At 59.4% G+C, this 24,357-nt stretch carries 19 protein-coding genes; 10 read left to right on the top strand and 9 right to left on the bottom strand.

What is annotated here, in order from left to right:
* Positions 1-186: 186 nt before the first annotated feature.
* Positions 187-555 (bottom strand): DUF6124 family protein, encoded by a 369-nt coding sequence (locus BK667_RS17360; protein WP_123598377.1) that lies wholly within the window; start codon positions 553-555, stop codon positions 187-189.
* A gap of 802 nt (positions 556-1,357) precedes the next feature.
* Positions 1,358-1,573, bottom strand: coding sequence for a DUF4287 domain-containing protein (locus tag BK667_RS17365; RefSeq protein WP_123598378.1), 216 nt, complete (start codon positions 1,571-1,573; stop codon positions 1,358-1,360).
* 220 nt (positions 1,574-1,793) lie between these two features.
* On the opposite strand from BK667_RS17365, the gene BK667_RS17370 reads away from it, so the two are divergent.
* Positions 1,794-2,192 (top strand): carbohydrate-binding module family 20 domain-containing protein, encoded by a 399-nt coding sequence (locus tag BK667_RS17370; RefSeq protein WP_185058232.1) that lies wholly within the window; start codon positions 1,794-1,796, stop codon positions 2,190-2,192.
* Between the two features lie 92 nt (positions 2,193-2,284).
* Here BK667_RS17370 and BK667_RS17375 read toward each other — a convergent pair whose 3' ends face one another.
* On the bottom strand, positions 2,285-3,181 hold the full coding sequence (locus BK667_RS17375; protein WP_123598380.1) for a LysR family transcriptional regulator: 897 nt from the start codon (positions 3,179-3,181) through the stop codon (positions 2,285-2,287).
* Between the two features lie 121 nt (positions 3,182-3,302).
* Here BK667_RS17375 and BK667_RS17380 point away from each other — a divergent pair, with 121 nt between their 5' ends.
* The 3 genes from BK667_RS17380 (at position 3,303) to lldD (ending at position 8,074) form a co-directional block, all read left to right on the top strand.
* A complete protein-coding gene (locus BK667_RS17380) occupies positions 3,303-4,949 on the top strand; it encodes a GMC family oxidoreductase (RefSeq protein ID WP_123598381.1) in 1,647 nt (548 codons plus the stop codon).
* Between the two features lie 261 nt (positions 4,950-5,210).
* Entirely contained in the window at positions 5,211-6,833 is a 1,623-nt protein-coding gene (locus BK667_RS17385; RefSeq protein WP_123598382.1) for an MFS transporter, read from the top strand.
* Between the two features lie 98 nt (positions 6,834-6,931).
* Entirely contained in the window at positions 6,932-8,074 is a 1,143-nt protein-coding gene (lldD, locus tag BK667_RS17390) for an FMN-dependent L-lactate dehydrogenase LldD (RefSeq protein WP_123598383.1), read from the top strand.
* Between the two features lie 189 nt (positions 8,075-8,263).
* On the opposite strand, the gene BK667_RS17400 is transcribed toward lldD, so the two are convergent.
* The 3 genes from BK667_RS17400 to BK667_RS17410 all read right to left on the bottom strand — a co-directional run bounded on the left by BK667_RS17400 (position 8,264) and on the right by BK667_RS17410 (position 11,275).
* On the bottom strand, positions 8,264-8,632 hold the full coding sequence (locus BK667_RS17400) for a DUF427 domain-containing protein (protein WP_123598384.1): 369 nt from the start codon (positions 8,630-8,632) through the stop codon (positions 8,264-8,266).
* Positions 8,633-8,882: 250 nt separating this feature from the next.
* Positions 8,883-10,292 carry a serralysin family metalloprotease gene (locus BK667_RS17405; RefSeq protein WP_123598385.1) on the bottom strand — a complete coding sequence of 470 codons (1,410 nt, stop codon included), beginning with the start codon at positions 10,290-10,292 and terminating at the stop codon, positions 8,883-8,885.
* Between the two features lie 149 nt (positions 10,293-10,441).
* Complete coding sequence (locus tag BK667_RS17410) at positions 10,442-11,275, bottom strand: oxidoreductase (RefSeq protein WP_123598386.1); 834 nt, start codon at positions 11,273-11,275, stop codon at positions 10,442-10,444.
* A 158-nt stretch (positions 11,276-11,433) separates the two neighbouring features.
* Here BK667_RS17410 and BK667_RS17415 point away from each other — a divergent pair, with 158 nt between their 5' ends.
* Together BK667_RS17415 and BK667_RS17420 are read left to right on the top strand one after the other, a co-directional pair.
* On the top strand, positions 11,434-12,375 hold the full coding sequence (locus tag BK667_RS17415; protein ID WP_123598387.1) for an AraC family transcriptional regulator: 942 nt from the start codon (positions 11,434-11,436) through the stop codon (positions 12,373-12,375).
* Positions 12,376-12,450: 75 nt separating this feature from the next.
* Positions 12,451-12,780 (top strand): DHCW motif cupin fold protein, encoded by a 330-nt coding sequence (locus BK667_RS17420; protein ID WP_123598388.1) that lies wholly within the window; start codon positions 12,451-12,453, stop codon positions 12,778-12,780.
* A gap of 670 nt (positions 12,781-13,450) precedes the next feature.
* Here BK667_RS17420 and BK667_RS17440 read toward each other — a convergent pair.
* Positions 13,451-14,341 (bottom strand): LysR family transcriptional regulator, encoded by an 891-nt coding sequence (locus tag BK667_RS17440; RefSeq protein ID WP_123598390.1) that lies wholly within the window; start codon positions 14,339-14,341, stop codon positions 13,451-13,453.
* Positions 14,342-14,455: 114 nt separating this feature from the next.
* Between BK667_RS17440 and BK667_RS17445 the strand changes: the two genes are divergently transcribed.
* From BK667_RS17445 to BK667_RS17460, 4 genes are all read left to right on the top strand, one after another.
* Positions 14,456-15,355: an NAD-dependent epimerase/dehydratase family protein gene (locus BK667_RS17445; protein WP_123598391.1), complete on the top strand. Its 900-nt coding sequence runs from the start codon at positions 14,456-14,458 to the stop codon at positions 15,353-15,355.
* Positions 15,352-16,188: an SDR family NAD(P)-dependent oxidoreductase gene (locus BK667_RS17450; RefSeq protein WP_123598392.1), complete on the top strand. Its 837-nt coding sequence runs from the start codon at positions 15,352-15,354 to the stop codon at positions 16,186-16,188. The genes BK667_RS17445 and BK667_RS17450 overlap by 4 nt, the downstream gene beginning before the upstream one ends.
* Positions 16,189-16,190: 2 nt before the next feature.
* Positions 16,191-16,649 (top strand): nuclear transport factor 2 family protein, encoded by a 459-nt coding sequence (locus tag BK667_RS17455; protein ID WP_123598393.1) that lies wholly within the window; start codon positions 16,191-16,193, stop codon positions 16,647-16,649.
* Positions 16,650-16,766: 117 nt separating this feature from the next.
* Positions 16,767-18,716, top strand: a complete 1,950-nt coding sequence (locus tag BK667_RS17460) for a DNA topoisomerase III (protein ID WP_123508855.1) — start codon at positions 16,767-16,769, stop codon at positions 18,714-18,716.
* A gap of 91 nt (positions 18,717-18,807) precedes the next feature.
* Here the strand turns inward: BK667_RS17460 and BK667_RS17465 are convergent, their stop codons facing one another.
* A complete protein-coding gene (locus BK667_RS17465) occupies positions 18,808-19,755 on the bottom strand; it encodes a diguanylate cyclase (protein WP_123598394.1) in 948 nt (315 codons plus the stop codon).
* Positions 19,755-24,293: a PAS domain-containing hybrid sensor histidine kinase/response regulator gene (locus tag BK667_RS17470; RefSeq protein WP_123598395.1), complete on the bottom strand. Its 4,539-nt coding sequence runs from the start codon at positions 24,291-24,293 to the stop codon at positions 19,755-19,757. Before BK667_RS17470 ends, BK667_RS17465 begins: the two co-directional genes overlap by 1 nt.
* Positions 24,294-24,357 lie beyond the last annotated feature (64 nt).

Below are 24,357 nucleotides of genomic sequence, written 5' to 3' on the forward strand. Positions count from 1 at the left end.
AACTTTCATCCTAGATTCGTCGAAGTTCAGACTTTGCATTGCCTCCTTGAGGTGGAGAAGTCGGCCAGATGGATTTCAGATTTCCCCTGCAGGAGCAAGGCTTGCCCGCAAACAACTATGACGCGGTGTGTCAGACCTGACGCCTTCGCGAGCAAGCTTTGCTCCTACAGGGGATGTGCCTGGCTGCTACCCAGGCTTGTGGTTATCCAGTACGCGATTGAGCGCCAGCTCACCGATCAGGAGCGACCGATGCAACACCAGCATCGTATGGCGTCGCGGGTTGTCTTCCAGTTCGGCGAGGTCGTTGACCATTTTGCGGGACGATGACAGCGACTCGTAGGCCTCGACCAGCAACGTTTCGTCATCCACCGCTGCGTCGATGGTGAGGAAGGTGCCGGATGTGCGGGGCGGTATCTGCGTTTTCGTCGCCCCGGGCTTGAGGTAGAAATCGAGTGCGCGGTCTGTCGCCGCTTTCATTTTCTTGGGGTCAAGATCAAAAGAGGCGTCGTAGGGTACTGGATCAGTATCTGGGGGGTTGGGCGTTACTTTGAACATAGATGAAGCTCCGGTTTCGAAAATTAAGGAGCCATCACCCTCGCTACCAAACGAAGGGTGGCGGCCATACGTGGGTTGGTAGACCGGTCGAAACGGGAAACCCGGCGCTCACAAGGAGCCCCACGCATGCCCACCATATAAAGCTGAGTCCCCAAAAAGAGACTGCATAAGGTGTCGCCATGCGACGGTTTCGAGGCGGGCTACCAAACCCGATCACTGTTTTGCAGTGACCCGGAAACGATATAGCCCACCCCTCAGCCGCACAAGCCGGCGGATTCTGGCGCACGCGTAGGCAACGGCGCAAGGCGTTGTAGCCGCTTATGACGTAACACCGAGTGTCTTTAAACAGCCGTCGTTAAACATGTTTATGCGGTGTCAGATCTGGCGCCATCGCGAGCAAGCTCGCTCCCACAGGGGCCGGTGGCGGCCACAAATCCTGCGAACAACACCAATCCAACTGTAGGAGCAAGGCTTGCCCGCGAAGGCGGTATGTCAATGACGATGATGTCGACTGACACGCCGCTTTCGCGGGCAAGCCTCGCTCCTACAGGGATCTGCGCCGGCCACAAATCCCGCGATCAACACCAACCAACTGTAGGAGCGAGGCTTGCCCGCGAAGGCGGTATGTCAATGACGATGATGTCGACTGACACGCCGCTTTCGCGGGCAAGCCTCGCTCCTACAGGGACCTGCGCCAACCACAAATCCTGCGAACAACACCAGCCCCATGTGGGAGCGGGCTTGCTCGCGAAGACGTCGGCACATCCGGCATCCATCTAACGGCATGCCGCTTAAATAGAATTCACGATTTAGCGCCCGCCAAATAATGCGCCACCAACGCATTCGCATGGCCGTGCCCCATGCCATGCTCAGCCTTCAACCACGCCACCATTTCCATATGCTTTTTGTCGCTCACCGTTCCCAGTAGTCCCAGCCAGTGGTCGATGGGTTGGCCGTACTTTTTTTCAATTGAGGGGAAATACGATGCCGGGCCTTTGGTTTTTGTCTCATCGGTCATTGCTGCAAGCTCCTTTGTTCACGACGGAGTGTCGATGGACGCTCCTTGTTTTACCCTCCGAATTGAAGGCCAGGACAGCAGCACCGTCCAGCGCGAACAAGTTCATAAGCAACCATTAAAACTATCGCCAAGCGTTCTAAAAAACTGTCATTTATGACAGGTCACGTTCAATTTGGCCGGGGGTAAGCTGAACCCACTGGAGTGAATTGAGGTGTTCATCATGTCCCGCCATCGTTACTTATTGCCGCTGGGCGTTTTCTTGTTGGCGATGCTACCCGTGTTGCGCGATGCCCCGGGTGCCCAGTTTACGTACTTGCTCAAAGTGGATTTTCAATGCAACAACGGCATCACGACGCCCGGCTACAGTGTGTATGTGGCTGGCGCCAGTCCAGAGTTAGGGAATTGGGATCCGGCAAAAGCCGCAAAACTCGCCCCTGGTGCCTACCCTACATGGGCCGGCACGGTAAATTTCCAAGGCGCGAACCCCGGTGATGAGGTGGAGTGGAAGTGTATCGTGCGCAATGAGAACGACCCGACCGACGTCAAGTGGCAACCCGATCCCAACAACAAGGTGACGATGGCCTTCAGTCCCGTGCCGAAGAGTGTTGGCGCGTTCTGAGGTGTGGGTGGCCGAGAGACCGATGAAGAGATGAAGAGATGAAGAGCGAGGTCAAGATCAACAGATCGCAGCCTCGTTTCTCTCGACAGCTCCTACAGTAGATCGGGGCCTAGCAGCAGGCTTTGTTCGCGCTCACACAACTCCACCACGTAATCCCACAACACCCGCAACCGCACCGACTTGTGCAACTCCCGCCGCGTGCTGATCCAGTAGCTGCGCTGAATGCTCTCATCCGCAAACAACGGCACCAGTTCCGGATCAGCACTGGCCATGTAGCACGGCAGCACCGCAATCCCCAGCCCCGAGCGCGCCGCTTGTTGCTGGGCGATGACGCTGGTGCTGTGGAACACGACTTGGGGGTTGCGGCAGAAACTGTTGAGGAACATCAGTTCCTGGCTGAACAGCAAATCATCGACATAACCGATCCACGCATGGCGGCCGAGGTCTTCGCGGCTGTTGAGTGGTGGCGCTTTGTCGAGGTAGGCCTGGCTGGCGTAGAGCGCCAGGCGATAGTCGGTGAGTTTGCGCGTGACCAGCATGTCGGCGGCCGGGCGTTCGAGGTGGATGCTGATTTCGGCTTCGCGGTTGAGGATGCTGACGAAGCGCGGCACGGCGACCAGTTCCACTTCCAGGCCGGGGTAGCGTTCGAACAGGCCGTTCATGCGGCTGGCGAGGAACATGATGCCCAGCCCTTCGGTGACGCCGACGCGGATTTTGCCGAGCGGCGCGGTGGATTGGGTGATTTCTTCCTGGGCCAGCAGCGCCACATTCTCCATGGCTTCGGCGTGTTTGAGCAGCGCCTCGCCGGCCGGGGTTAGCTGATACCCCTGGGCATGCTGGACGAACAGCGCGGTGCCGAGGCTCTTTTCAATCGCCTCGATGTGCCGGGCCACGGTGGCGTGGGTGGTGTTCAAGCGGCGGGCGGCGGTGAGCAAGCGGCCGCTGCGCTGTAATTCGAGAAAAAACCGCAGGTCATTCCAGTCGAACATCAGGCTTCCTTAGGGCTACGCTGTCTGAAAACGCACAGCGGCTGCGCAAAAACTAACATTCTTTATACGAAAGCTAACAACTAGGATGAACCTCAACAACAAAAACAATGAGAGGTCAGGGATGCAGGCTCCCCTTGATGAATACGATTACATCGTGGTCGGCGCCGGGCCGGCCGGGTGTTTGCTGGCTAATCGGTTGTCGGCCAACCCGCAACACCGGGTGCTGCTGCTGGAAGCGGGCGGGCGCGATAACTACCCGTGGATTCATATTCCGGTGGGTTACCTGTTCTGCATCGGCAACCCGCGCACCGATTGGTGCTTCAAGACCGAAGCGCAACCGGGCCTGCAAGGTCGCGCCCTGAGCTACCCACGAGGCAAAGTGCTCGGCGGTTGCTCCTCGATCAACGGCATGATTTACATGCGCGGACAGGCTGGGGATTACGATGGCTGGGCCGCTGATGGCAATCCGGGTTGGTCCTGGAAGGACGTTTTTCCGTTATTCAAACAAAGCGAAAACCATTTTGCCGGCGACTCGGAATTTCACGGCGCCGCCGGGGAATGGCGAGTCGAGCGCCAACGACTGTCGTGGCCGATTCTGGATGCGTTCCGCAGCGCTGCCGAGCAAAGCGGCATCGCCAGCATCGATGACTTCAACCAGGGTAATAACGAAGGCTGCGGCTACTTTCAGGTCAATCAGAAGGCCGGGATTCGCTGGAACGCGGCCAAGGCCTTTCTCAAACCGATCCGACATCGCGTCAATCTCACGGTTTTAACCGAGGTTGAAGTGGACCGCGTGCTGCTGGAAAACGGGCGTGCTTCGGCGGTGATCACTCGCTGGCAGGGTCAGGCGAAAACCTTCAAGGCGCGCAAGGAAATCGTCCTGTGCGCCGGTTCCGTTGGTTCGCCGAGCATTTTGCAGCGCTCCGGGATTGGCCCGCGCCCGCTGTTGCAACGCCTGGGGATCGGCGTGGTGCATGAGCTGCCGGGGGTGGGCGGCAATTTGCAGGATCACCTGCAATTGCGGCTGATCTACAAACTGGAAAACGCCCGCACCCTGAACCAGATCGCCGGCAGTGTGTGGGGCAAGATGGGCATGGGCCTGCGTTACCTGTATGACCGTAGCGGGCCGCTGTCCATGGCGCCGAGTCAGTTGGGTGCGTTTGCCCGCTCGGGGCCGGAGCAGGCTTCGGCGAATCTTGAATATCACGTGCAGCCGCTGTCGCTGGAGCGTTTTGGCGAACCGTTGCATGGGTTTCCTGCGTTTACGGCGTCGGTGTGTGATCTGCGGCCGCAGAGTCGGGGACGGATTGAGATTCGCAGTGCCGATCCACAGGAAGCGCCGCTGATTCAGCCTAATTACCTGAGTGATCCTGAGGATCTGCGGGTGGCGGCGGATGCGATTCGCCTGACCCGGCGCATCGTTGCCGCGCCGGCGCTGGCGGCGTTCAAACCGGTTGAATATTTGCCGGGGGACAGTTTGCAGAGTGAGGAAGAATTGCACGAAGCGGCAGCGCGGATTGGTACGACGATTTTCCATCCGGTGGGTACTTGCCGGATGGGTCATGACGCCGAAGCCGTGGTCGATGCACAACTGAAGGTCCATGGCATTCCGGGGCTGCGCATCGCCGATGCGTCGATCATGCCGCGGATTACCTCGGGCAACACCTGTTCGCCTACGCTGATGATTGCCGAGAAGGCGGCGCAGTTGATGCTGAACCCTGAAACAAGGAGCTTCGCCCCCCAGAAGGAACTGCTGAGTAACGCCTGAATCACACACCTGTAGGAGCATGGCTTGCCCGCGATGGCGATTTCATGGACGCCTTCGCGAGCAAGCTTCGCTCCTACAAAGAGCAGGATTCGATGGGGATTTCAAGGACGCCTTCGCGGGCAAGCCTTGCTCCTACAGGGAATGGGGGCACAGGAAGATTCGCGGTACGTACACCCCGCTTTATGGATAAACGCGGCACTGGCCCACAAGGCCGGTGCCGACAGTGGAACAACAAAAACAATCACTGTGAGGGATACCGATATGTCAGAACACGTTCAGCCCCTGGAAGCCACGCGTAGCGCGGGCGTCAGCAGCGGCACCAAGAAAGTCATCTTCGCGTCGTCACTCGGCACAGTGTTCGAGTGGTATGACTTTTTCCTCTACGGCGCCCTCGCGGCGGTGATCAGCAAGCAGTTTTTTGCCGGGGTCAACGACACCACGGCGTTTATCTTCGCGCTCATGGCGTTTGCCGCAGGCTTCATCGTGCGCCCGTTCGGGGCGCTGGTGTTCGGTCGGTTGGGGGATATGATCGGGCGTAAATACACGTTTCTCGCGACCATTATCCTCATGGGTCTGGCGACGTTCTGTGTCGGGTTGCTGCCAACCTACGCCAGCATCGGCATCGCCGCGCCGATCATCCTGGTGGTGCTGCGCATGCTTCAGGGCCTGGCCCTCGGTGGCGAATACGGTGGCGCTGCGACTTACGTGGCCGAACATGCGCCGATGGGCAAACGCGGTTTCCACACCAGTTGGATTCAATCCACCGCCACCCTTGGCCTGCTGCTGTCGTTGCTGGTGGTGCTCGGTTGCCGCTACTTCACCGGCGATCAATTTGAAGTCTGGGGCTGGCGCATTCCGTTTCTGTTTTCCATCGTGCTGCTGGGCATCTCGACCTGGATTCGCTTGAGCCTGCACGAGTCGCCGGCCTTCGTGAAAATGAAAGAGGAAGGCAAGCTGTGCAAGCAGCCGCTGCGCGATTCCTTCGGCAAATGGGAAAACCTCAAAGTGGTGCTGATCGCCCTGTTCAGCATCAACGCCGGGCAAGCGGTGACGTTCTATGCCGCGCAGTTTTACGTGCTGTTCTTCCTCACCCAGTTCCTGAAAATGGACCCGGCGCTGGCCAACAGTCTGCTGATTGTCAGCGTGATTATTGGCGCACCGTTCTTCATCTTTTTCGGCTGGCTGTCGGACAAGGTCGGGCGCAAACCGGTGCTGATGATCGGCCTGTTGCTGGCCACTGCGCTGTACTTCCCGATCTTCAAGAGCCTGGCCCATTACGCCAACCCGGCGGTCGATCAGGCCAGCCAACAGGCTCCGATCACCGTACTGGCCGACCCGGCCACCTGCACCTTCCAGTTCGACCCGGTGGGCAAGGCGAAATTTGATAGCCCGTGCGACAAGGTCAAGACCTTCCTGGTCAAGCAAGGCCTGCCTTATACCAGCGCTGCCGCTCCAGCGGGCGCGGGTGTGCAGGTCAGCGTCGGTGACGTGAAAATCGACGGCTACGACGAAGCGGCCCTGCGCGGCGCGGTGACCCTGGCGGGCTACCCGTCACAGGCAGATATCCAGTCGATCAACAAACCGATGATCGTCGCGTTGATTGTCGCGCTGATCATCATCTCCGCCATGTGCTACGGCCCGCTGGCGGCGCTGATGGTTGAACTGTTCCCGACGCGCATCCGCTACACCTCGATGTCCCTGCCCTACCACATCGGCAACGGCTGGTTCGGCGGGTTCCTGCCGACGGTGTCGTTTGCGTTGGTGGTGTACACCGGGGACATCTTCTATGGGCTGTGGTACCCGGTGGTGATTACCGGGGTGAGTTTGATTGTGGGGTTGATCTGTTTGCGTGAGACGAAAAACGTGGATCTGGATACCAACTGAGTTCACCGCAATACCTTGTGGCGAGGGGGCAAGCCCCCTCGCCACAGGTTAAGCTCGACGCAACCCTACAGCCCCGCCATCCCACAGACCGAGGCCCCATGATCATTTCATCCGCATCCGACTACCGCGAGGCAGCACGCCGCAAACTTCCCCGATTCCTGTTCGATTACATTGATGGCGGCGCCTACGCCGAGCAAACGCTGCGGGCCAACAGCGCCGACCTGAGCGGCATCAGCCTGCGTCAGCGCATCCTGAAAAACGTCGAAACCCTGAGCCTGGAAACCACCCTCTTCGATCAACCCCTTTCAATGCCGATCATTCTGGCGCCGGTCGGCCTGACGGGCATGTTCGCCCGGCGTGGTGAAGTGCAGGCGGTCAAAGCGGCGCAAAACAAAGGTATCCCGCTGTGCCTCTCGACGGTGTCAGTGTGCTCGATCGAGGAAGTCTCGGCGCAAAGCCAGCAATCGATCTGGTTTCAGCTGTACGTCTTGAAAGACCGGGGCTTCATGAAAAATGCCCTGGAGCGGGCGAAGGCCGCCGGAGTGAAGAATCTGGTGTTTACCGTGGACATGCCGACGCCCGGAGCGCGGTACAGGGACGCTCATTCGGGCATGTCCGGCCCTTTTGCCTCGTCGCGGCGGATGCTCCAGGCGATGACCAAACCCGACTGGGCCTTCAACGTCGGGGTCATGGGCCGGCCGCATGACCTGGGCAATATTTCCGCGTACCTGGGCAAAGCCGTCACCCTCGAAGACTACATGGGCTGGCTGGCCAATAACTTCGACCCGTCGATCAGTTGGAGTGATCTGGAATGGATTCGTGAGTTCTGGAAAGGCCCGATGATCATCAAAGGCATTCTCGACCCTCAGGATGCACGGGACGCTGTGAGCTTTGGCGCGGACGGCATCGTCGTGTCAAACCACGGCGGGCGGCAGCTGGATGGCGTGTTGTCCACCACCAAGGCATTGCCGCCGATCATGCAGGCCATCGGCAACGATCTGACGGTGCTGGTCGATTCGGGGATCCGCTCGGGGCTGGATGTCGTGCGCATGTTGGCGCTGGGGGCCAAAGGCGTATTGCTGGGGCGCTCCATGGCTTATGCATTGGCGGCCGATGGCCAGCGTGGGGTGGAAAACATGCTGGATATTTTCGCCAAGGAAATGCGCGTGGCGATGACATTGACCGGCGTGACTTCGATTGGGCAGATTGATGAATCGACGTTGGTCGGTGCGCTTCGATGATTTGAGCTGCCTTAAGGCAGGGACGCTTGCCCTGATGTCAGTAAAACCTGTGGGAGCGAGCTTGCTCGCGATAGCGGACTGGCAGGCGATACATGCGCGGAGCGTTAAACCGTCATCGCGAGCAAGCTCGCTCCCACAGGGGTTGTGGCGTCCTGGCCTTGTAATACCGGCCCAAAGTCCTCGCCACAGTCACTCAAAGTTTTCGATAATCTCGAACTTCACCTGATCGGGATAGAACGCTACATAGTTACGAATCTGATCGACAGACACCTTGGGGTCTTCATAACTCCACACCGCGTTGGCGCCTTCATGCCCCGGAACCTGCAAACTGAAATAGCTGGCATCGCCCTTGTAGGGGCAATAACTGGTGTGATCGGTGCGGGCAAAATACTTTTCGTCAATGTCTTCGCGCGGGACGTAATACACCGGCGGATAGTTGGCCTCAAGCAGCACCAGCGCCCGGGAGGACGCGGCCACCTGGATGCCGTGGAACTTCACCAGCAGACAGCCGGGCTGCTCGGCGATGGTGATGACAGGGCTGGGACCGGAGCTTTTCATGGAATACGTTCCTCATGACGGTGATGGACCTGTAGGAGCAAAGCTTGCTCGCGATGAACGAAAACGCGGTATACCCGACGTAACGCCATCGCGAGCAAGCTTTGCTCCTACGGGCTGGGCGGGGAAGCAGCCCCAAAACCTTGGACCACGACTGTCAGGTATAACCCAAATTTCGCATTCACGACGGCTTCGCAGCCGAACGGGAGCAAACTCCCTCGCCACAAAATCAAAAGATCGCAGCCTTTTCAGATCAAGCCACGATATCCGACACCGCCGCCTGCCCCACCGTGCCCACCGCAAAATCCACCGCGCCATGCCCGGTCAGATCCACCATCAAACTGGTCTGATTGGTCTGCGCAAAGTACGTAAGGATCGCGTCGCCCGCATGCCCGGTAAAACCACTGACAAAATTCAACGCCGCAGCACCCGACGCAAATTGGGCAATGCCCGACAGGTCGATCTTGTCCTGGCCGCTGGTGAAATCCATGATCCAGTCCGGCGCGGTCATGGTCGAGTCGCTGGCGGCGCCAAACACAAAGGTGTCCGCCCCGGCCCCGCCCCACAATGAATCACCGCCACCGGCACCGTAGAGGATGTCGTTGCCGGCCCCGCCTTCCAGGATGTTCGCTACGGCGTTGCCGATCAGCAGGTCATTGCCCGAACCGCCGATGGCGTTTTCCAGCGTCACGCCGTGGGCGATGGAGACGTTGCCGACCAGACCACCGACGTCGGAGAACGAACCTTGGGTGAGGTTGATCTTCTGGTTCTGGCTGAAACCGGAGAAGTCCAAGGTGTCGTTACCACCGCCGTCCCACACCGAAAACACCACTTTCGACGCGGTCGAGGTAGCGCTGTAGAAATCCCGTTCGGCGTTGGAGTTGAAGCCGTAGACCGTGTCGCTGGCGCGGGTTTCCAGGTTGGCGCCGTAGAGTTTCTGCACCGCCACGATATCGTCCAGCAACGGGGCCGAGGCGTAGGCGCCGCTGCCGTCCTTGCTGAAATTCTGATGGGTGTTGCTTTCGCTCCAGTAGCTCATGAGGCTGTAGCCACGGGTGTCCTGGGCGTAGGTCACGTCGTTGTAGGTCGGGTTGCCGTTGCCGGCGTTATAGACACCCGGGTGTGACAGGCCGAGTGTGTGGCCGATTTCGTGGGTCAGGGTCTGACGCCCGTAATTGTTGGTGTCCGGGGTTTTGTTGACCTGGTATTGGTCGTTGATCATGTACCAGGACTGGCCGTCGTACTGGCTGCCCTGGGGCAAATAGGCGAACGCCGCGCCGCCGGTATTGTTGCTGTAGTTGCCGAAGGTCATGTGACCGTCGCCGCCAGCGCCTTCGCTGAAGGTGACTTTGGCCACGTCCGACCAGGATTGCATCGCCAGCACCGCTTGGGCCTTTTGCTGGGCGCTGAATTCGCTGAACGTGCCGAGGGCCGGGTTGTAGTTCGCCGGTTTCGAGGTCAGGAAGGTGTAGCTGAGGTCGATTTTGCCGTCGGCATTCTGATCGTGCCAGGACGCGCCCTTGCGCAGGATCTGGTCCGCTGCCTGATCGGCGGTGAACGATGGCTTGCCGTTTATCAGCGCGCTGCCGCCACGGTCGTACAAGTGGCTGAAGGTATCGACTGTCGAGTAGGCGTCACTGGCCCTGGATTTTGCTTGAGACATTGCTTACGTCCTTGTTCAAAGTAGTCAGTTTCCGACAGACCACGGCGATCCCTTGGCGAGATCGTCCTGTCACTCGCCCCATTGCAGGCGCGGTGAAACTGACACAGCTTGAAACGCGGCGCTAATCAATTTCTCGATAGCGCTATGGTTCAACCGTCCGTGGAGCGCGTGACCGCCTCCCACGCCTCAATCTCCTGCGCCATGTTCGCCAACCGTTCGCGCACCAGTTGCAGTGCATCGCTGCCCAGCAATAAATGCGCGGGCGGTGCGTCGCTGGCGATCAAGGTCAGCATGGCTTGAGCAGCTTTGACCGGGTCACCCAACTGCTTGCCGCTCTTGTTCTGGCGCGCCGTGCGGATCGGGTCGAAGGAGGCGTCATAGTCGGCGATGCTGCGCTCGGAGCGGCGCATCGAGCGCCCGGCCCAGTCGGTGCGAAACGACCCCGGCGCCACCGCCGTGACCGCGATACCGAATGGTTTGAGTTCTTTGCTCAAAGTGTCGGAAATGCCTTCCAGAGCAAATTTGCTGCCGCAGTAATAAGCGATGCCGGGCATGGTGATAAAGCCGCCCATGGAGGTGATGTTGATGATGTGTCCGGCCCGACGCTGACGGAAAAACGGCACGAACGCCTTGGTCACGGCCACCGCACCGAACACGTTGACGTCGAACTGCTGGCGCATCTCTTCCAGCGCCGATTCCTCGAAAATGCCTTCATGGCCGTAACCGGCGTTGTTGACCAGCACATCCACCGGCCCGAGGGTGTTTTCGACTTCGGCGACGACGGCATCGATGGCGCTGAAGTCGGTGACGTCGAGGCAGCGGCCAAAGGCGTTTTTCGAGGGGTGTTGTTCAAACTCGATGCGCGCCGCTTCGTTGCGCACGGTGCCGATCACACGGTGCCCCACTGCCAGGGCTTCGTTGGCCAGGGCCCGGCCGAAGCCGCTGCTGACGCCGGTGATGAACAGGGTTTTGTTTGCCGTCATGATCGCGTTCCTCTGTGGTGTGTTGGCCATGATAGGGCTGCACCAGCAACGGCTGAACGCCGATTACTGTGGGTCTTTTGCCTAATCCTATGAGTCGATTGATTTGCGGCTCGCAGCCGTTCACATTCAAGCCTTGTGTTATTGGGTGAAAAGGTCTGATGAGCGATTCAGGTATAGATCAAAACGATTGCCAGAGACAGACGATTGCGCTGTTGGCCAAACTCGCACCGGATGAGGGCTACAACCTCACCGCGCTGGCGGATGTGCGTTTGCTGCGCTCCAACCGGGCGCTGGCGCGCACGCCGGTGCTCTACGACCCGGGCATTGTCATCGTCTGTCAGGGCAGTAAGCGCGGGTACTGGGGTGACGCGACGTATCGCTACGATGCCCAACATTATCTGGCCGTTGCCGTGCCCGTGCCGTTCACCATGGAAACCGACGCCAGCGCCGAGGAGCCGCTGCTGGCGATCTATTTTCATCTGGACTTCAACCTCGCCGCCGACCTGATGCTGCAACTCGACCACGAGCCCGCCGCCGCGCCCAAGGGCATGTACGCCTCACCGATGGAACCGGCCTTGAGCCAATCGGTGCTGCGCCTGCTGGAAGCCCTCGACTCGCCACTGGATGGCCGCATGCTTGGACCGTCGCTGGTGCGGGAAATTTATTACCAAATCCTCACCGGCGCCCAGGGCGGCTCGATTCGCGCGGCCCTCGCCGCTCGCGGGCAATTTGGTCGAATCTCCAAGGCCCTGCGCAAAATTCACGCCGACCTTGGCGAACGGCTCGACGTCGAACAGTTGGCCTCGGAGGCGAACATGAGCGTGCCGACTTTTCACACGCACTTCAAAGCCATTACCCACACGTCGCCGATGCAGTATCTGAAATCCACCCGCCTGCACCAGGCGCGCCTGTTGATGGTGCGCAACGGTTACAGCGTGGCGATGGCGGCATCCAAAGTCGGTTATGAAAGCGGCTCGCAGTTCAGTCGTGAGTTCAAAAGACTGTTTGGCCGAACGCCCTCCGCTGAAGTGGCTCGCATGAAAGGCTCATTTGCCCTGCCGCCGCCGGTGGCCGATTCGGTGTTTGTATCGTCGCACTGAGCGATGCCGCCGAGCACTGTCTTCAGGTACAGTGCCGGTCCATCGCCACTGCATGACCGCCCCTCTGGAGAGCAAATGGACATTGCAAACATTCCCTTCGGTACCACCGACTGGTCGCAGATCGAACCCACCGAACACCCCGGACAAACCGGCAGCGCGTTGTGGCGCACCCAGCAGTTCGGCGTGATTCGCGTGCGCATCGTCGAATACACGCCGGGCTACCTGGCCGACCACTGGTGCTCCAAGGGCCATGTGTTGTTTTGTCTTGAAGGGGAACTGCACACCGAATTGGACGATGGCCGCCAATTCATCCTCAAGCCCGGCATGAGCTACCAAGTCGCCGACAATGCAGAGGCACATCGCTCCTCAACGGCCGTTGGCGCCAGGTTATTCATCGTTGACTGAAATCCCTTGTGGGAGCGAGCCTGCTCGCGAATAGGCCGGCACATTCAACATCCATGTCGCCAGACATACCGCTTTCGCGAGCAAGCTCGCTCCCACAGTTGTTCAGTGGTGAACGGAATATTTGCGCACCACCGCAATCCCCCTGTGGGAGCGAGCCTGCTCGCGAATAGGCCGGTACATTCAACATCGATATCGCCAGACATACCGCTTTCGCGAGCAAGCCCGCTCCCACAGTTGTTCAGTGGTGTACGGAATATTTGCGCACCACCGCAATCTCCCTGTGGGAGCGAGCCTGCTCGCGAATAGGCCGGTACATTCAACATCGATATCACCAGACATACCGCCTTCGCGAGCAGGCTCGCTCCCACAGTTGTTCAGTGGTGAACGGAATATTTGCGCACCACCGCAATCCCCCTGTGGGAGCGGGCTTGCTCGCGAATAGGCCGGTACATTCAACATCGATATCACCAGACATACCGCTTTCGCGAGCAAGCCCGCTCCCACAGTTGTTCAGTGGTGAGCGGAATATTTGCGCACCACCGCAATCTCCCTGTGGGAGCGAGCCTGCTCGCGAATAGGCCGGTACATTCAACATCGATGTCGCCAGACATACCGCTTTCGCGAGCAGGCTCACTCCCACAGTTGTTCGGGGGTGAATCGGGGATTCGTGTCAGCGCGTAAACGGCGTATGGCCCACTAAAAACTCGATAAACACCCGCAGCTTCGGCGGCACTTGTCGCCCCGACGGCCATAGCAGATTGAACTGCCCCTTCTCCCAGGTGAAATCCCCGAGCACCTCCACCAGACGACCATCGGCCAAGGCCTCGCGCACCACAAAGTCAGCGGCATAGGTGATGCCGAGGCCCTGCACGGCAAGGTCCATGCGCCCTTCCACCGAATTGCAGATCATCGAGCGCGGTAACTCCAGTTCAAGCGCCTGGTCGCCCCGATTGAACAGCCACGCCTGCAACTTGCCGGACTTGGGAAAGCGAAAATGAATGCAAGCGTGCTGGTGCAAGTCTTCCGGTTGTTGTGGGATGCCTCGGCGGGCCAGGTAAACCGGCGATGCAACCGTAAGCATGCGGTAAGTGCCCAATGGCCGCGCGGACAGTCCCGAGTCACTGGGCACGCCGCTACGGATCACCGCATCGAAGCCTTCGGTAATGACATCGGTCAAGCGGTCGGTGAATTCGAGGTCCAGCTGAATGTCCGGATAGCGCGACTGAAACTCGCCGAAAATGCACACAAAGGGCTTGGCAATCATCGGCAGGCTGATGCGCAGTGGCCCTTGGGGCAGCGATACATTCTGCGACAGCTCTTCGCCGGCCACTTCCAGCTCCGCCAGTACCCGCCGGCAACGCTCGACAAACTGCGTGCCTTCAGCCGTCAGCGTGATGCTGCGGGTGCTGCGATGGAACAGCCGCACACCGAATTTAGCCTCCAGGCGCGCAATGCTTTTACTCACCGCCGAGGCCGAGATCCCCAAGGCCCGGGCCGCACCGACAAAGCTGCGGGCTTCGGCGGCGGCGACGAATACGCCGATGGCATTCAGACTTTCCATGATGGCTCCATTGATGACTCTGGAGTCCATTCTAAACAGAACTACGGCCTATTTTTCCGCTAATTGTCCGGGACTAAGGTGGGTGCTCGCTCATCTTCCAAGGGTTCTTGCTCAATGAATATCTTCCTGACCGGTGCCAACGGCTTCGTTGGCGGCAGCGTCGCTCATCGGCTGATGGCTGACGGGCACTCGATTCGCGGACTGGTTCGCGACCCACAAAAAGCCGAACAACTCAGGGCACGGGGCATCACGCCGGTGCTCGGCAGCCTCGATGATCACGAACTGCTGATGGCTGAAGCGCGCCAGGCCGATGCGGTGATTGATGCCGCCAACAGTGACCATGCCGGCGCCGTCGAATCGTTTATCGAAGCGCTGCAAGGCACCGGCAAACTGCTGATCCACACCAGCGGCTCGAGCATCATCGGCGATGACGCCAAGGGCGATTACCTGTCCCCGAACATCTTCGACGAAGACACGCCTTTCATCGTCGACCCGCTGAAACAGCCGCGCTACAACATCGATTTGCGCCTGATAAAAGCCGCCAGCGAAGGCATTCGCACCGTAGTGATTTGCCCGAGCAACATCTACGGCGTGGGTCACGGTCTGACCAATCACAGCTTCCAGCTGCCATTCCTGATGGCCCGTGCCCGGGAGACCGGGGTGCTGCGGATCATCGGCAAAGGGGTCAGCAGTTGGTCCAACGTGCACATCGACGATTTGACCGAGTTGTACGTGCTGGCCCTGAAAAAGGCCCCGGCCGGCGCGTTCTACTTTGTCGAAAACGGTGAAGCCTCCTTCGCCGACATCGGGCCGGCCCTCGCCGAGCGCATGGAACTGGGCCCGGTGCAGTCCTGGTCGGTGACAGAAGCTGCGCAGCACTGGGACCCGATGCACGTGCATTTCACCTTCGGCACCAACAGCCGGGTGATCGCCAAACGCGCACGGGCGGAGCTGGGCTGGACACCGCGTCATGCGTCGATTCTGGACTGGATCAAAAACGAGATGCCGCTATGAACGAGCAGCGCGTATGGCTGATTACCGGGGCCGCCAACGGTCTGGGCGCGGGCATTGCCAAGGCAGCGCTGGCCAATGGCGACGCGGTCGTCGCGACGGATCTTGACCTGACGCGCTTGGAAACGGTGTACGGCGACCGAGCGCTGAACGCGGTGCTGGATATTCGCGATTTCACCCAGGCCGAAGCGGTGGTTGCCGCCGCGATCGAGCGCTTCGGGCGCATCGATGTGCTGGTCAACAACGCCGGTTACGGGCAGTTCGGACCTTTCGAAGAGGTGGAGCCGCAAGCTATCGAGCGTCAGTTCGCGACCAATGTGTTCGGCACGTTCAACGTGACCCGCGCGGTGTTGCCGGTGATGCGCCGGCAGCGTTCCGGGCATGTGATCAACATGTCCTCCAATGGCGGTTTCAAAGGGGTGTTGGGGGCGTCGATGTACTCGTCCAGCAAGTTTGCCATCGAGGGTTTTTCCGAAGCGTTGGCGCTGGAAATTGCGCCGTTCGGGATCAAGCTCACGCTGGTGGAACCGGGGGCGTTTCGCACGGAATTCCTCGACAGCCGCATGCTGAAACTGGGGACTCGGGCGCTGGAGGACTACAACGATTTGCGCGCGAAGACTTTGGCGGTTTTCGAGGCGCGCAATCATCAACAAGTCGGTGATCCGGATCGACTGGGGGATGCGGTGGTGAAACTGGCCGCCCTGCCCCAACCGCCGCTGCGCTTTGTCGCCGGGGCTGATGCGGTGAAGGTGGTCGACGACAAACTGGCGTTTGTGGCCACAGAACTCAACCAGTGGCGCGACCTGTCGCTGTCCACGGACTTCAATGAGGTTTGAATATGCTCGCTGCACGCATTGAATTGCTTGAAACCCGCGTCGCCCTGGAACGGCTGATTGCCGAATACGCCCATGCCTTCGATGGCCGCGATGAACATCTGCTGCGAACCATTTGGCACGAAGGCGCCCTGCTGGATCTGGGTGCCGCATTCGGCAGTTACCAGGGGATCGCCGCGATTATCGAATCGGCCCACAGCAATTGGGCGAGCATGCCGCACATGCATCATTGGATGGCCAACGCGGTGCTCGATATCGACGGCGAAACCGCCACCGGGCGCGTGGCGGTGGACTGCCTGTGTACCCATGTCGAAATGGGCCAGGTGCAGATCAGTGGCCTCTATCACGACCGCTTCGAGCGTCGCGATGGCCGCTGGGCCTTCACCGAACGCCGCTTCGACCTGCACTTCCTGACACCGCTGGCCGGGTGGAAAGCCGTGGCCGGCGCTGAAGCCTTGGTCTGAGTCTTCGTCATCATCGGCAACCTTTTATCTGTATATCCATACAGATAAAGGTTGCTCCAATCAAAATCCCTGCGCATTCTGTTCACCTTCTTCAAACCGACTTGAACGATGGTGGTTATGCAGCTGTACCTCTGTGAAAAACCTTCCCAGGCCAAAGACATCGCGGCAGTCCTCGGCGCCAAGCGCCGGGGCGACGGCTGCTGGCTGGGAACGAACGTCACGGTGACCTGGTGCATCGGCCATCTGCTGGAAACCGCGCCGCCGGATGCCTACGACGCGCGCTACAAACGCTGGGTACTGGCGGACCTGCCGATCATCCCCGACAAATGGAAGATGACCGTCAAACCGCGTACCGCCAGCCAGTACAAGGCAGTCAAACGCTTGCTCGGCGAGGCGACGGAACTGGTGATCGCCACGGACGCCGACCGTGAGGGTGAGATGATCGCCCGGGAACTGGTGGAGCATTGCCGCTATCGCGGGCCGATCCGGCGGTTGTGGTTGTCGGCGCTGGACGATGCGTCTATCCGCAAGGCGTTGGCGGCGCTCAAGCCTGGGGCCGAGACGTTCAGCCTCTATCATTCGGCGCTGGGTCGCTCCCGGGCCGACTGGCTGATCGGGATGAACATGAGTCGCTTGTTCACCCTGCTGGGCCGGCAGTCCGGCTATCAAGGGGTGTTGCCGGTGGGTCGTGTGCAAACGCCGACCTTGCGCCTGGTGGTGGACCGGGATCGCAGCATTGCCGATTTCGTCCCGGTCGCCTATTGGGCCATCGACGTGCAATTGCTGCACGATGGCACGGCGTTCACCGCCCAATGGCGGGCGAATCCAGACGCCTGTGATGATCAGGATCGCTGCCTGAACCAGGCACTGGCCCAGCAAGCGGCAGCTGCGATGAGCAGCGCGACGAGCGCCCGGGTGATCAAGCTACGCACCGAGCGCATGCGTGAAATCGCGCCGCTGCCATTCGACCTGGGCACCTTGCAGGAAGTCTGCTCGAAGAAACTCGGCCTTGGCGCCCAGGAAACCCTAGACATCGCCCAGGCCCTCTACGAAACCCACAAAGTCATCACCTACCCGCGCAGCGATTGCGGCTACCTGCCCCTGAGCCAGCACAGCGAAGCCCCGAGCATTCTCGCCGCGTTACGACAGGCCGATCCGAGCCTGAACGCCTTGAACGAGCACCTGGAGCCACAGCGCCGCTCTCGGGCCTGGAACGACGCCAAGGTCAGCGCCCACCACGGCATCATCCCCACTGCCGCCGCGAAAAACCTCGAGCGGCTGGTGGGTAAGCAACGGGCGGTCTACACCCTGATCCGCGCACGGTATCTGGCGCAGTTCCTGCCCAACCATGAATACGACCGCACCCAGGCTGACTTCGACTGTGCCGGTGAAGCCTTGCGCGCCGTGGGCAAGCAGATCGTCGAGCCCGGCTGGAAACGTGCCCTGCCCGAGGCGCTGGCACCGGCCAAAGGACGTGAGGCGCCCGCACCGCAAACCTTGCCAACCCTGGCCGAAGGACGGGATTGCGCGGTGGACGAGGTCAGGCTCAAGGACCTCTGGACCCAACCGCCCAAGCCGTTCACCGAGGGTGACCTGATCAAGGCGATGAAGAACGTCGCCAAATTGGTGGAAGACCCACTGCTCAAGCAGAAACTCAAGGACACCACCGGCATCGGCACCGAAGCGACCCGCGCCTCGATCATCCAGGGCCTGCTCGACCGGGGTTACCTGATAAAGAACGGCAAGGCCCTGGCCGCAACGCCGGCAGCGTTCAGCCTGATCGACGCCGTACCGCGAGCCATCGCCGACCCCGGCACCACCGCAATCTGGGAACAAGCACTGGACATGGTGCAAAGCGGTGAGATGAGCCTGGAAGAATTCGTCACCAAGCAGGCCGCGTGGATGAGCAAGCAGGTCGCTCGTTGCGCCGGCCTGAGCATGACCATCAGCGGCCCTGCGAGCCCGGCCGGGCGCGGCGCCACGCCCTGGAAGAAAAAACGCAAGACCACGGCACGCAAACCGGCGACCGGCGCCAAGCGCGCCGCCAAACCAACGAGCAAAGCGTAGTGTGTGGGCAGCCAGGCAACAACGGCGCGTTTTAGATGGGCGCAAGCTCTTGATTCAACACTTGCCTTCAAGACTCAGCAAAAAGGAGGCCTTAACTGGCCGCCATTGAAGACGAGCATACCCTCCCCCTGCCAGCGCTCTTCGCTTCGTAGAGTTGCTTGTCTGCAGCTTCTATCAAGGCCTGGAATTCAAGATCAGCCGAGGGTGTCAATGTGGCGACGCCTAGTGAAATAGTCACCACACGATCAACATCAGAAGCAGAATGTTCGATATCCAATGCCCTGACCCCCGCTTGCATTCGTGTTGCAATCTCAACCGCTCCAGAAAGATCTGTGTTCGGCAGAACGCAGGCAAACTCTTCGCCGCCATATCGGGCCACCAGATCATAGGGACGTCTAACCGTTTCAGCTAACGCTTGGGCAACGGCTCTCAGACAGCCGTCTCCAGCCTGGTGCCCGTATCGGTCGTTGTAGCGTTTGAAAAAGTCGACATCCGCCAAAATCAGTGACAGCGGTTTTTGCTCTCGCAAGCACACACGCCAATCAGCCGAAATGTCCTCATCGAATTTGCGTCGATTGGCCACCCCGGTAAGGCCATCCATCAGCGCCATGGTCCTTAGCAGATCGCTCTGTAACTTCAAAGTCAGATGTGTTCGCACCCGTGCTTTAACAATGACTGGATTGATGGGTTTACTGATGAAATCCACCGCACCAAGCGCCAGGCCCAGCAGTTCCTCTGACTCCTGTTGCTGTGCGGTAATGAAGATGATGGGTATGTCTTGGGTCGCCGGGTCTGCCTTGAGTCGACGGCATACTTCATGCCCGTCCATGCCCTCCATCACCACATCCAGCAGAATCAAATCGGGCTGTTGAGCCTGGCATACGGTAATGGCCTGCTCACCGCTGGTGGCCATAAACACATCAAAGTCCTCGCGAAACAGCTCATGCAGTACCCGGACATTAATCGGCTGGTCGTCGACAACGAGCAATTTTGGACGGCTGTGGGGATGCGGCAACCAGGTTTCCATCGACTGTTTCATCAGGCAGATCTCAGCAGGTCACGACCGATCGGCATCGCGGCCGAAAAGTCCAGGGACTGGACCCTGGCCACCAGTTCGTCGAACCGGGGTCGCAGGGATGGCGGGGTTTTTGCCACCAATGCGTCGGTCAACTCAAGGGCTTGAAGATTTCCCGCCTCCAGCAATAACAAAATCTCTTCAAGGGATTGCTTCCATTGCGTCGGTTCCATGGTTTCCTTGTCCGCACTGATAGTCGCTCGGGGGCTTTGAGCGAAGTCGACATTCATCTGCTCAAGACTGAGTTGCAGTAACCTGCTTAATTCGTCAAACCAGGTAACGTCAGCGAAGATGTTCGCCGCAGACGCAGGATCTTTTAGTGTGTGCTCCAGATGACCGGCCAGTGCTGACAACGCCTTGGCCCCCATGGTGCCGCTGCTGCCTTTAATGGAATGGAGCACGAAAGCGGCCCCCGCTGCGTCTTGTTGCTGGATCTGTTCGTGCAACCGGACCAGCTGTTTTTCCAGCTCCGGGCCGAAGTTTTTCAGTACGATGCGGATCAAATCGAGGTCACCACCAAAGCGATCAACGATTGACGCCCGGGAATCGATGACGCCTTCGTCCATCATGGTTTGTCCCAGGCCTGAAGCTGCCTGACTGCCCTCGCGGCCCACTTGAAAGAGCAGCGTTGCGACAAGTTGTTCCAGGTCGATGGGCTTGCCAACATGCTCATTCATCCCTGCGGCAAGACACGCCTCACGGTCGCTATTGGAGGCATTGGCGGTCATCGCCACAATCGGCAGCGTTGCAAAACGCGGGTTTGATCGAATACGACGAGTCGCCTCCAAGCCATCGATATCCGGCATCTGGATGTCCATCAATACGACGTCGAAGCGCTCATTCATCACTTTGCTGACACCCTCCAGTCCGCCTTCCGCCAGCCTCACCTCGGCGCCTTCCCTTGTCAGTAACTCATCGGCAACCTGGCGATTGAGCATATTGTCCTCCACCACCAACAGCCGCAGCCCGGCCAGACGCTGCGGCCGGTCAGCCGTCGACGGAGAAAGGGGGGAATGCGGCAGGCCTTTGCCGCCGAGGGCTCGTTCGATGGCATCGGTCAATTGCCTGGGCGTGACGGGCTTGGTGAGAAACCCCACGAAGGGCGCGTCTCCCGCCTCGTTGACGTCGGCCAAGACTTCGCGGCCGTAAGCCGTGATCATAATGATCATGGGCGGTGACACACCGCTACTTTGTTGCTGGATCAAGTGCGCAGCACTCAGACCATCCATATCGGACATCCGCCAATCCATCAGCACCATGTCGTAAGCCTCACCTCGCGCCTGGGCTATCTTCACCCATTCCACCGCTTGCGTGCCACCACTCACGTGGTCGCCTTTCCAGCCCAATGCATGAACAGTTCGCAACAGCAATTCACCCGCCATGGCGTTGTCGTCGACCACCAGTATCCGTATGGACGCATCGACTCCCGGACCGGTGGATTTGGGCAGTGACGTCGGCGCTACATCCAGAGTGATATCGAACCAGAAACGGCTCCCCACACCTTGCTGGCTCTGCACCTGAAGTTCACCGCCCATCAAGGTCACCAGGCGCTTGCAGATCACCAGGCCCAGGCCTGTACCACCAAAGCGCCGGGAGGTTGAAGCCTCGGCCTGTGTGAACCCTTCAAAAATGCGCTGCTGTTGCTCCGGGCTGATACCGATGCCCGTATCAGAAACGGCGATGCGCAAGCTCACCGCACTTTTCGTGCGCAACCGTTGTTCAACGCTGACCACGACCTGGCCTTCCAGAGTGAACTTGAGGGCATTGCCCGCCAGATTGATCAGCACCTGTTGCAGTCGCAGGCTATCGCCGATCAGATCGTTGGGTAAATTGGAATCCAGGTCGAACAGTACCTCGACTTCTTTCTGGCCCTGGTTGCCGGCCAGCACGACGGCGAGGTCACGCATGAGAGGTTCGAGCTCAAACGGATGCATGTCGAGTTGCAGCTTGCCGGCTTCAATCTTGGAGTAGTCGAGGATGTCATTGAGCAAACCCAGCAGTGATTTCGCGGCGGTCTGGGCTTTGCTTACATAATCGAGTTGGCGACCGTCCAGGTCGGTGTTTTGCACCAACTGCAACATCCCCAACACGGCGTTCATCGGTGTGCGTATTTCATGACTCATGTTGGCCAGGAAGGCGGACTTGGCCGCACTCCCGGCATCGGCCTGTTCCTTGGCGTGAAGCAGAAATGACTCGAGTTCGCGCTGGGCAGTGATGTCCCGATTGATCCCGGTCACGCGCAAAGCTTTGCCGCCGGGACCGCGTTCTATCTGTGCGCCGGCCTGTATGAAGCGGGTCTGGCCGTCCGGGCGCACGACACGGAAAATGGTGTCATACACATCCGTGCCCTCGACTGCACCATTCAACTTTGCAGCCGCGGCCACAACATCATCAGGGTGAACACGCGAGTACCAGTGCATATAACTCAGCCCAGTATCGCGCAACGTCAGTGGCTGCCCGTAAAACTCGAACATGCGGTCATTCCACTTCAAGGCATTGTCTGCCAACGTCCAGGACCAAATGCCCAGTTCAGCCACTTCAGCCGCCATCAGCAACTGATCGTGCAGGGCCATCAGTTCGCTGCGTTGTTCCAGTGTTGTCTTAAGGCTCGCAGCCAGTTCCTTTTCTGCCGCTTTACGTTCGGTGATGTCTACCGCGATACCAAGGTAACCGCTCAATACCCCATCGGCGTCGCGCATGGAGGTGACCACCAGGGTGACAGGAAACCGCACGCCATCCTTGCGTATGTAAGTCCACTCCCGGGTTTCTGCACCGTCAAGCTCGGGTTTATGGGCTAACACACGGAAACCGTCGATGGTTTGGGCGTATTCCTCACTCAGCTCAACACCTCGTGCCGCAATTTCCTCCGGCACATGGATCAGCGCCGGGGTGTATTGACCCAACAATTCATCGGCGTCGTAACCCAACAAATGCTCGGCGCCTTTGTTGAACACACGGATAACACCCTCCAGGTCCGTCGCAATGATCGAGACCTCCGTGGCCGAGCGCAGCACGGTACCCAACAACAGATTCAAATGCCGCAACTCGGACGTGCGCTGCGCAACCTGTTCTTCGAGGTTGGAATTGAGTTCGAGAATCCGGGCCTCTGCGGCTTTTTTTGCCGAGATATCCCTTAACGTCTTGGACGCCCCGACAACGCGCCCACCCTCGTCGTAGATAGGCGAGACATTGGCAGAGACATCAATCAGCCGACCGTCCTTGCAACGGCGCTGGGTGTCAAAACTGGCGATACGCTGCCCCGCCCTGATGCACACAAGGATATGGGCTTCCTCCCCGACAAGCTCTTCAGGCACCACCAACTCGGCCAGTGTCCGGCCCACCGCCTCATCGGCGGTATAGCCAAGAAGGTGCTCGGCGCCTTTGTTCCAGTTGGTGATGATGCCGTCGAGGGTTTTCCCGATAATGCCATCCGCCGAGCTTTCGACGATGGCGGCCAGCCTTGCTTGCTCTGCGAAAATCTGCCGCCGACGCTGACGGCTGACACTCACGACCCCCGCCAGAGTTGCCAACAGAAGCGTGACCAAACCTCCCATCAACAGGACGACCTTGGGGGAAATCTGATGCAGGCGCTGGATGAACAACGGATGCGCGCCGAGTTCGATCTGCCATCGCCTCCCGTATACCTCGCGCTCCAACCGGTGGGTCATCAACGGTTCCAGGCTGGCCGAGTCGTCGGTGCTTTCATAAAACAACTGCTCTTGCCCAGGGACCGTGATATCCCTCAATCGCAGATGCACCGTCTCATTTTCTATGCGCAGACCTTTGAGGACTTCCTCGGTCTGCAACACGACATAGCTCCAGCCAAAAGCTGCTGCCTCGCGTTCGGCAGGGGTAGGCGGAGTCTCTGCGCCACGAAAGATTGGCATCAACAACAGGAAAGACTGCTTCGGTTTCGCGGTGTTCTGGATCAGGGTGATGGGGCCGGTGATCCGTGCCAAGCCGCTTTGTATCGAGGCTTGGGCGGCCTCTCGCCGGGAGGTTTCCGACGCGATGTCCAAACCGATTGCAGGCTGGTTACCCTCAATCGGTTCGACATACTGGACAATGTAACGCTCGCCTGAATGCGGTGAGAATTGGCGAATGGTGAAATCAGCCTTGCCATCGGCACGAGCCTTGTTGAGGAACTCGCTCTCATCGCGCTCCGGCACACGCCTGATAAAGCCAAGGGCACTGGCGCCCGGAAACTCGGACGCGAGATCGCGGGTTTGGTGATATCGGTCAAACACTTCGCGGCTGATGCCATGCTCTCCCGCTGTCAGCACCGCTCCACGAGCGCCTCGCAAACCGTATTGGTAAAGATCGAGGCGCGTCAAAACCAACTCTGCGGCGTCCTCGGTAGCCGCTGCGATCGCTTCTTGAGCCTGCTGCCCGTTGATTCGCTCGACGGTCAAACCGCCCAGAACGCTTGCCCCCAGGCCCAACACCAGAGTGACAGCGACGCCACGGTTCAATGCAAAAAATTTCAATCTCTTCACCCGCATTGCCCCGTCGCAGAAGACTTTCAAGCCTTCAATATTAAGGTTCGAACCCTGTTGGGGGCGTCTG

Origin of the sequence: Pseudomonas frederiksbergensis (assembly GCF_003732705.1) — a bacterium.
In the GTDB taxonomy this organism is placed as follows: Bacteria; Pseudomonadota; Gammaproteobacteria; order Pseudomonadales; family Pseudomonadaceae; genus Aquipseudomonas; species Aquipseudomonas frederiksbergensis_F.

Excerpts from the sequence above, each read along its gene's own strand:
- BK667_RS17410 (WP_123598386.1), bottom strand. The coding sequence starts at position 11,275 with ATGACGGCAAACAAAACCCTGTTCATCACCGGCGTCAGCAGCGGCTTC.
- BK667_RS17365 (WP_123598378.1), bottom strand. The coding sequence starts at position 1,573 with ATGACCGATGAGACAAAAACCAAAGGCCCGGCATCGTATTTCCCCTCA.
- BK667_RS17375 (WP_123598380.1), bottom strand. The coding sequence starts at position 3,181 with ATGTTCGACTGGAATGACCTGCGGTTTTTTCTCGAATTACAGCGCAGC.
- BK667_RS17420 (WP_123598388.1), top strand. The coding sequence starts at position 12,451 with ATGGACATTGCAAACATTCCCTTCGGTACCACCGACTGGTCGCAGATC.
- BK667_RS17385 (WP_123598382.1), top strand. The coding sequence starts at position 5,211 with ATGTCAGAACACGTTCAGCCCCTGGAAGCCACGCGTAGCGCGGGCGTC.
- BK667_RS17470 (WP_123598395.1), bottom strand. The coding sequence starts at position 24,293 with ATGCGGGTGAAGAGATTGAAATTTTTTGCATTGAACCGTGGCGTCGCT.
- BK667_RS17400 (WP_123598384.1), bottom strand. The coding sequence starts at position 8,632 with ATGAAAAGCTCCGGTCCCAGCCCTGTCATCACCATCGCCGAGCAGCCC.
- BK667_RS17370 (WP_185058232.1), top strand. The coding sequence starts at position 1,794 with ATGTCCCGCCATCGTTACTTATTGCCGCTGGGCGTTTTCTTGTTGGCG.
- BK667_RS17415 (WP_123598387.1), top strand. The coding sequence starts at position 11,434 with ATGAGCGATTCAGGTATAGATCAAAACGATTGCCAGAGACAGACGATT.
- BK667_RS17440 (WP_123598390.1), bottom strand. The coding sequence starts at position 14,341 with ATGGAAAGTCTGAATGCCATCGGCGTATTCGTCGCCGCCGCCGAAGCC.
- BK667_RS17450 (WP_123598392.1), top strand. The coding sequence starts at position 15,352 with ATGAACGAGCAGCGCGTATGGCTGATTACCGGGGCCGCCAACGGTCTG.
- BK667_RS17360 (WP_123598377.1), bottom strand. The coding sequence starts at position 555 with ATGTTCAAAGTAACGCCCAACCCCCCAGATACTGATCCAGTACCCTAC.
- BK667_RS17405 (WP_123598385.1), bottom strand. The coding sequence starts at position 10,292 with ATGTCTCAAGCAAAATCCAGGGCCAGTGACGCCTACTCGACAGTCGAT.
- lldD (WP_123598383.1), top strand. The coding sequence starts at position 6,932 with ATGATCATTTCATCCGCATCCGACTACCGCGAGGCAGCACGCCGCAAA.
- BK667_RS17455 (WP_123598393.1), top strand. The coding sequence starts at position 16,191 with ATGCTCGCTGCACGCATTGAATTGCTTGAAACCCGCGTCGCCCTGGAA.
- BK667_RS17445 (WP_123598391.1), top strand. The coding sequence starts at position 14,456 with ATGAATATCTTCCTGACCGGTGCCAACGGCTTCGTTGGCGGCAGCGTC.
- BK667_RS17380 (WP_123598381.1), top strand. The coding sequence starts at position 3,303 with ATGCAGGCTCCCCTTGATGAATACGATTACATCGTGGTCGGCGCCGGG.
- BK667_RS17460 (WP_123508855.1), top strand. The coding sequence starts at position 16,767 with ATGCAGCTGTACCTCTGTGAAAAACCTTCCCAGGCCAAAGACATCGCG.
- BK667_RS17465 (WP_123598394.1), bottom strand. The coding sequence starts at position 19,755 with ATGAAACAGTCGATGGAAACCTGGTTGCCGCATCCCCACAGCCGTCCA.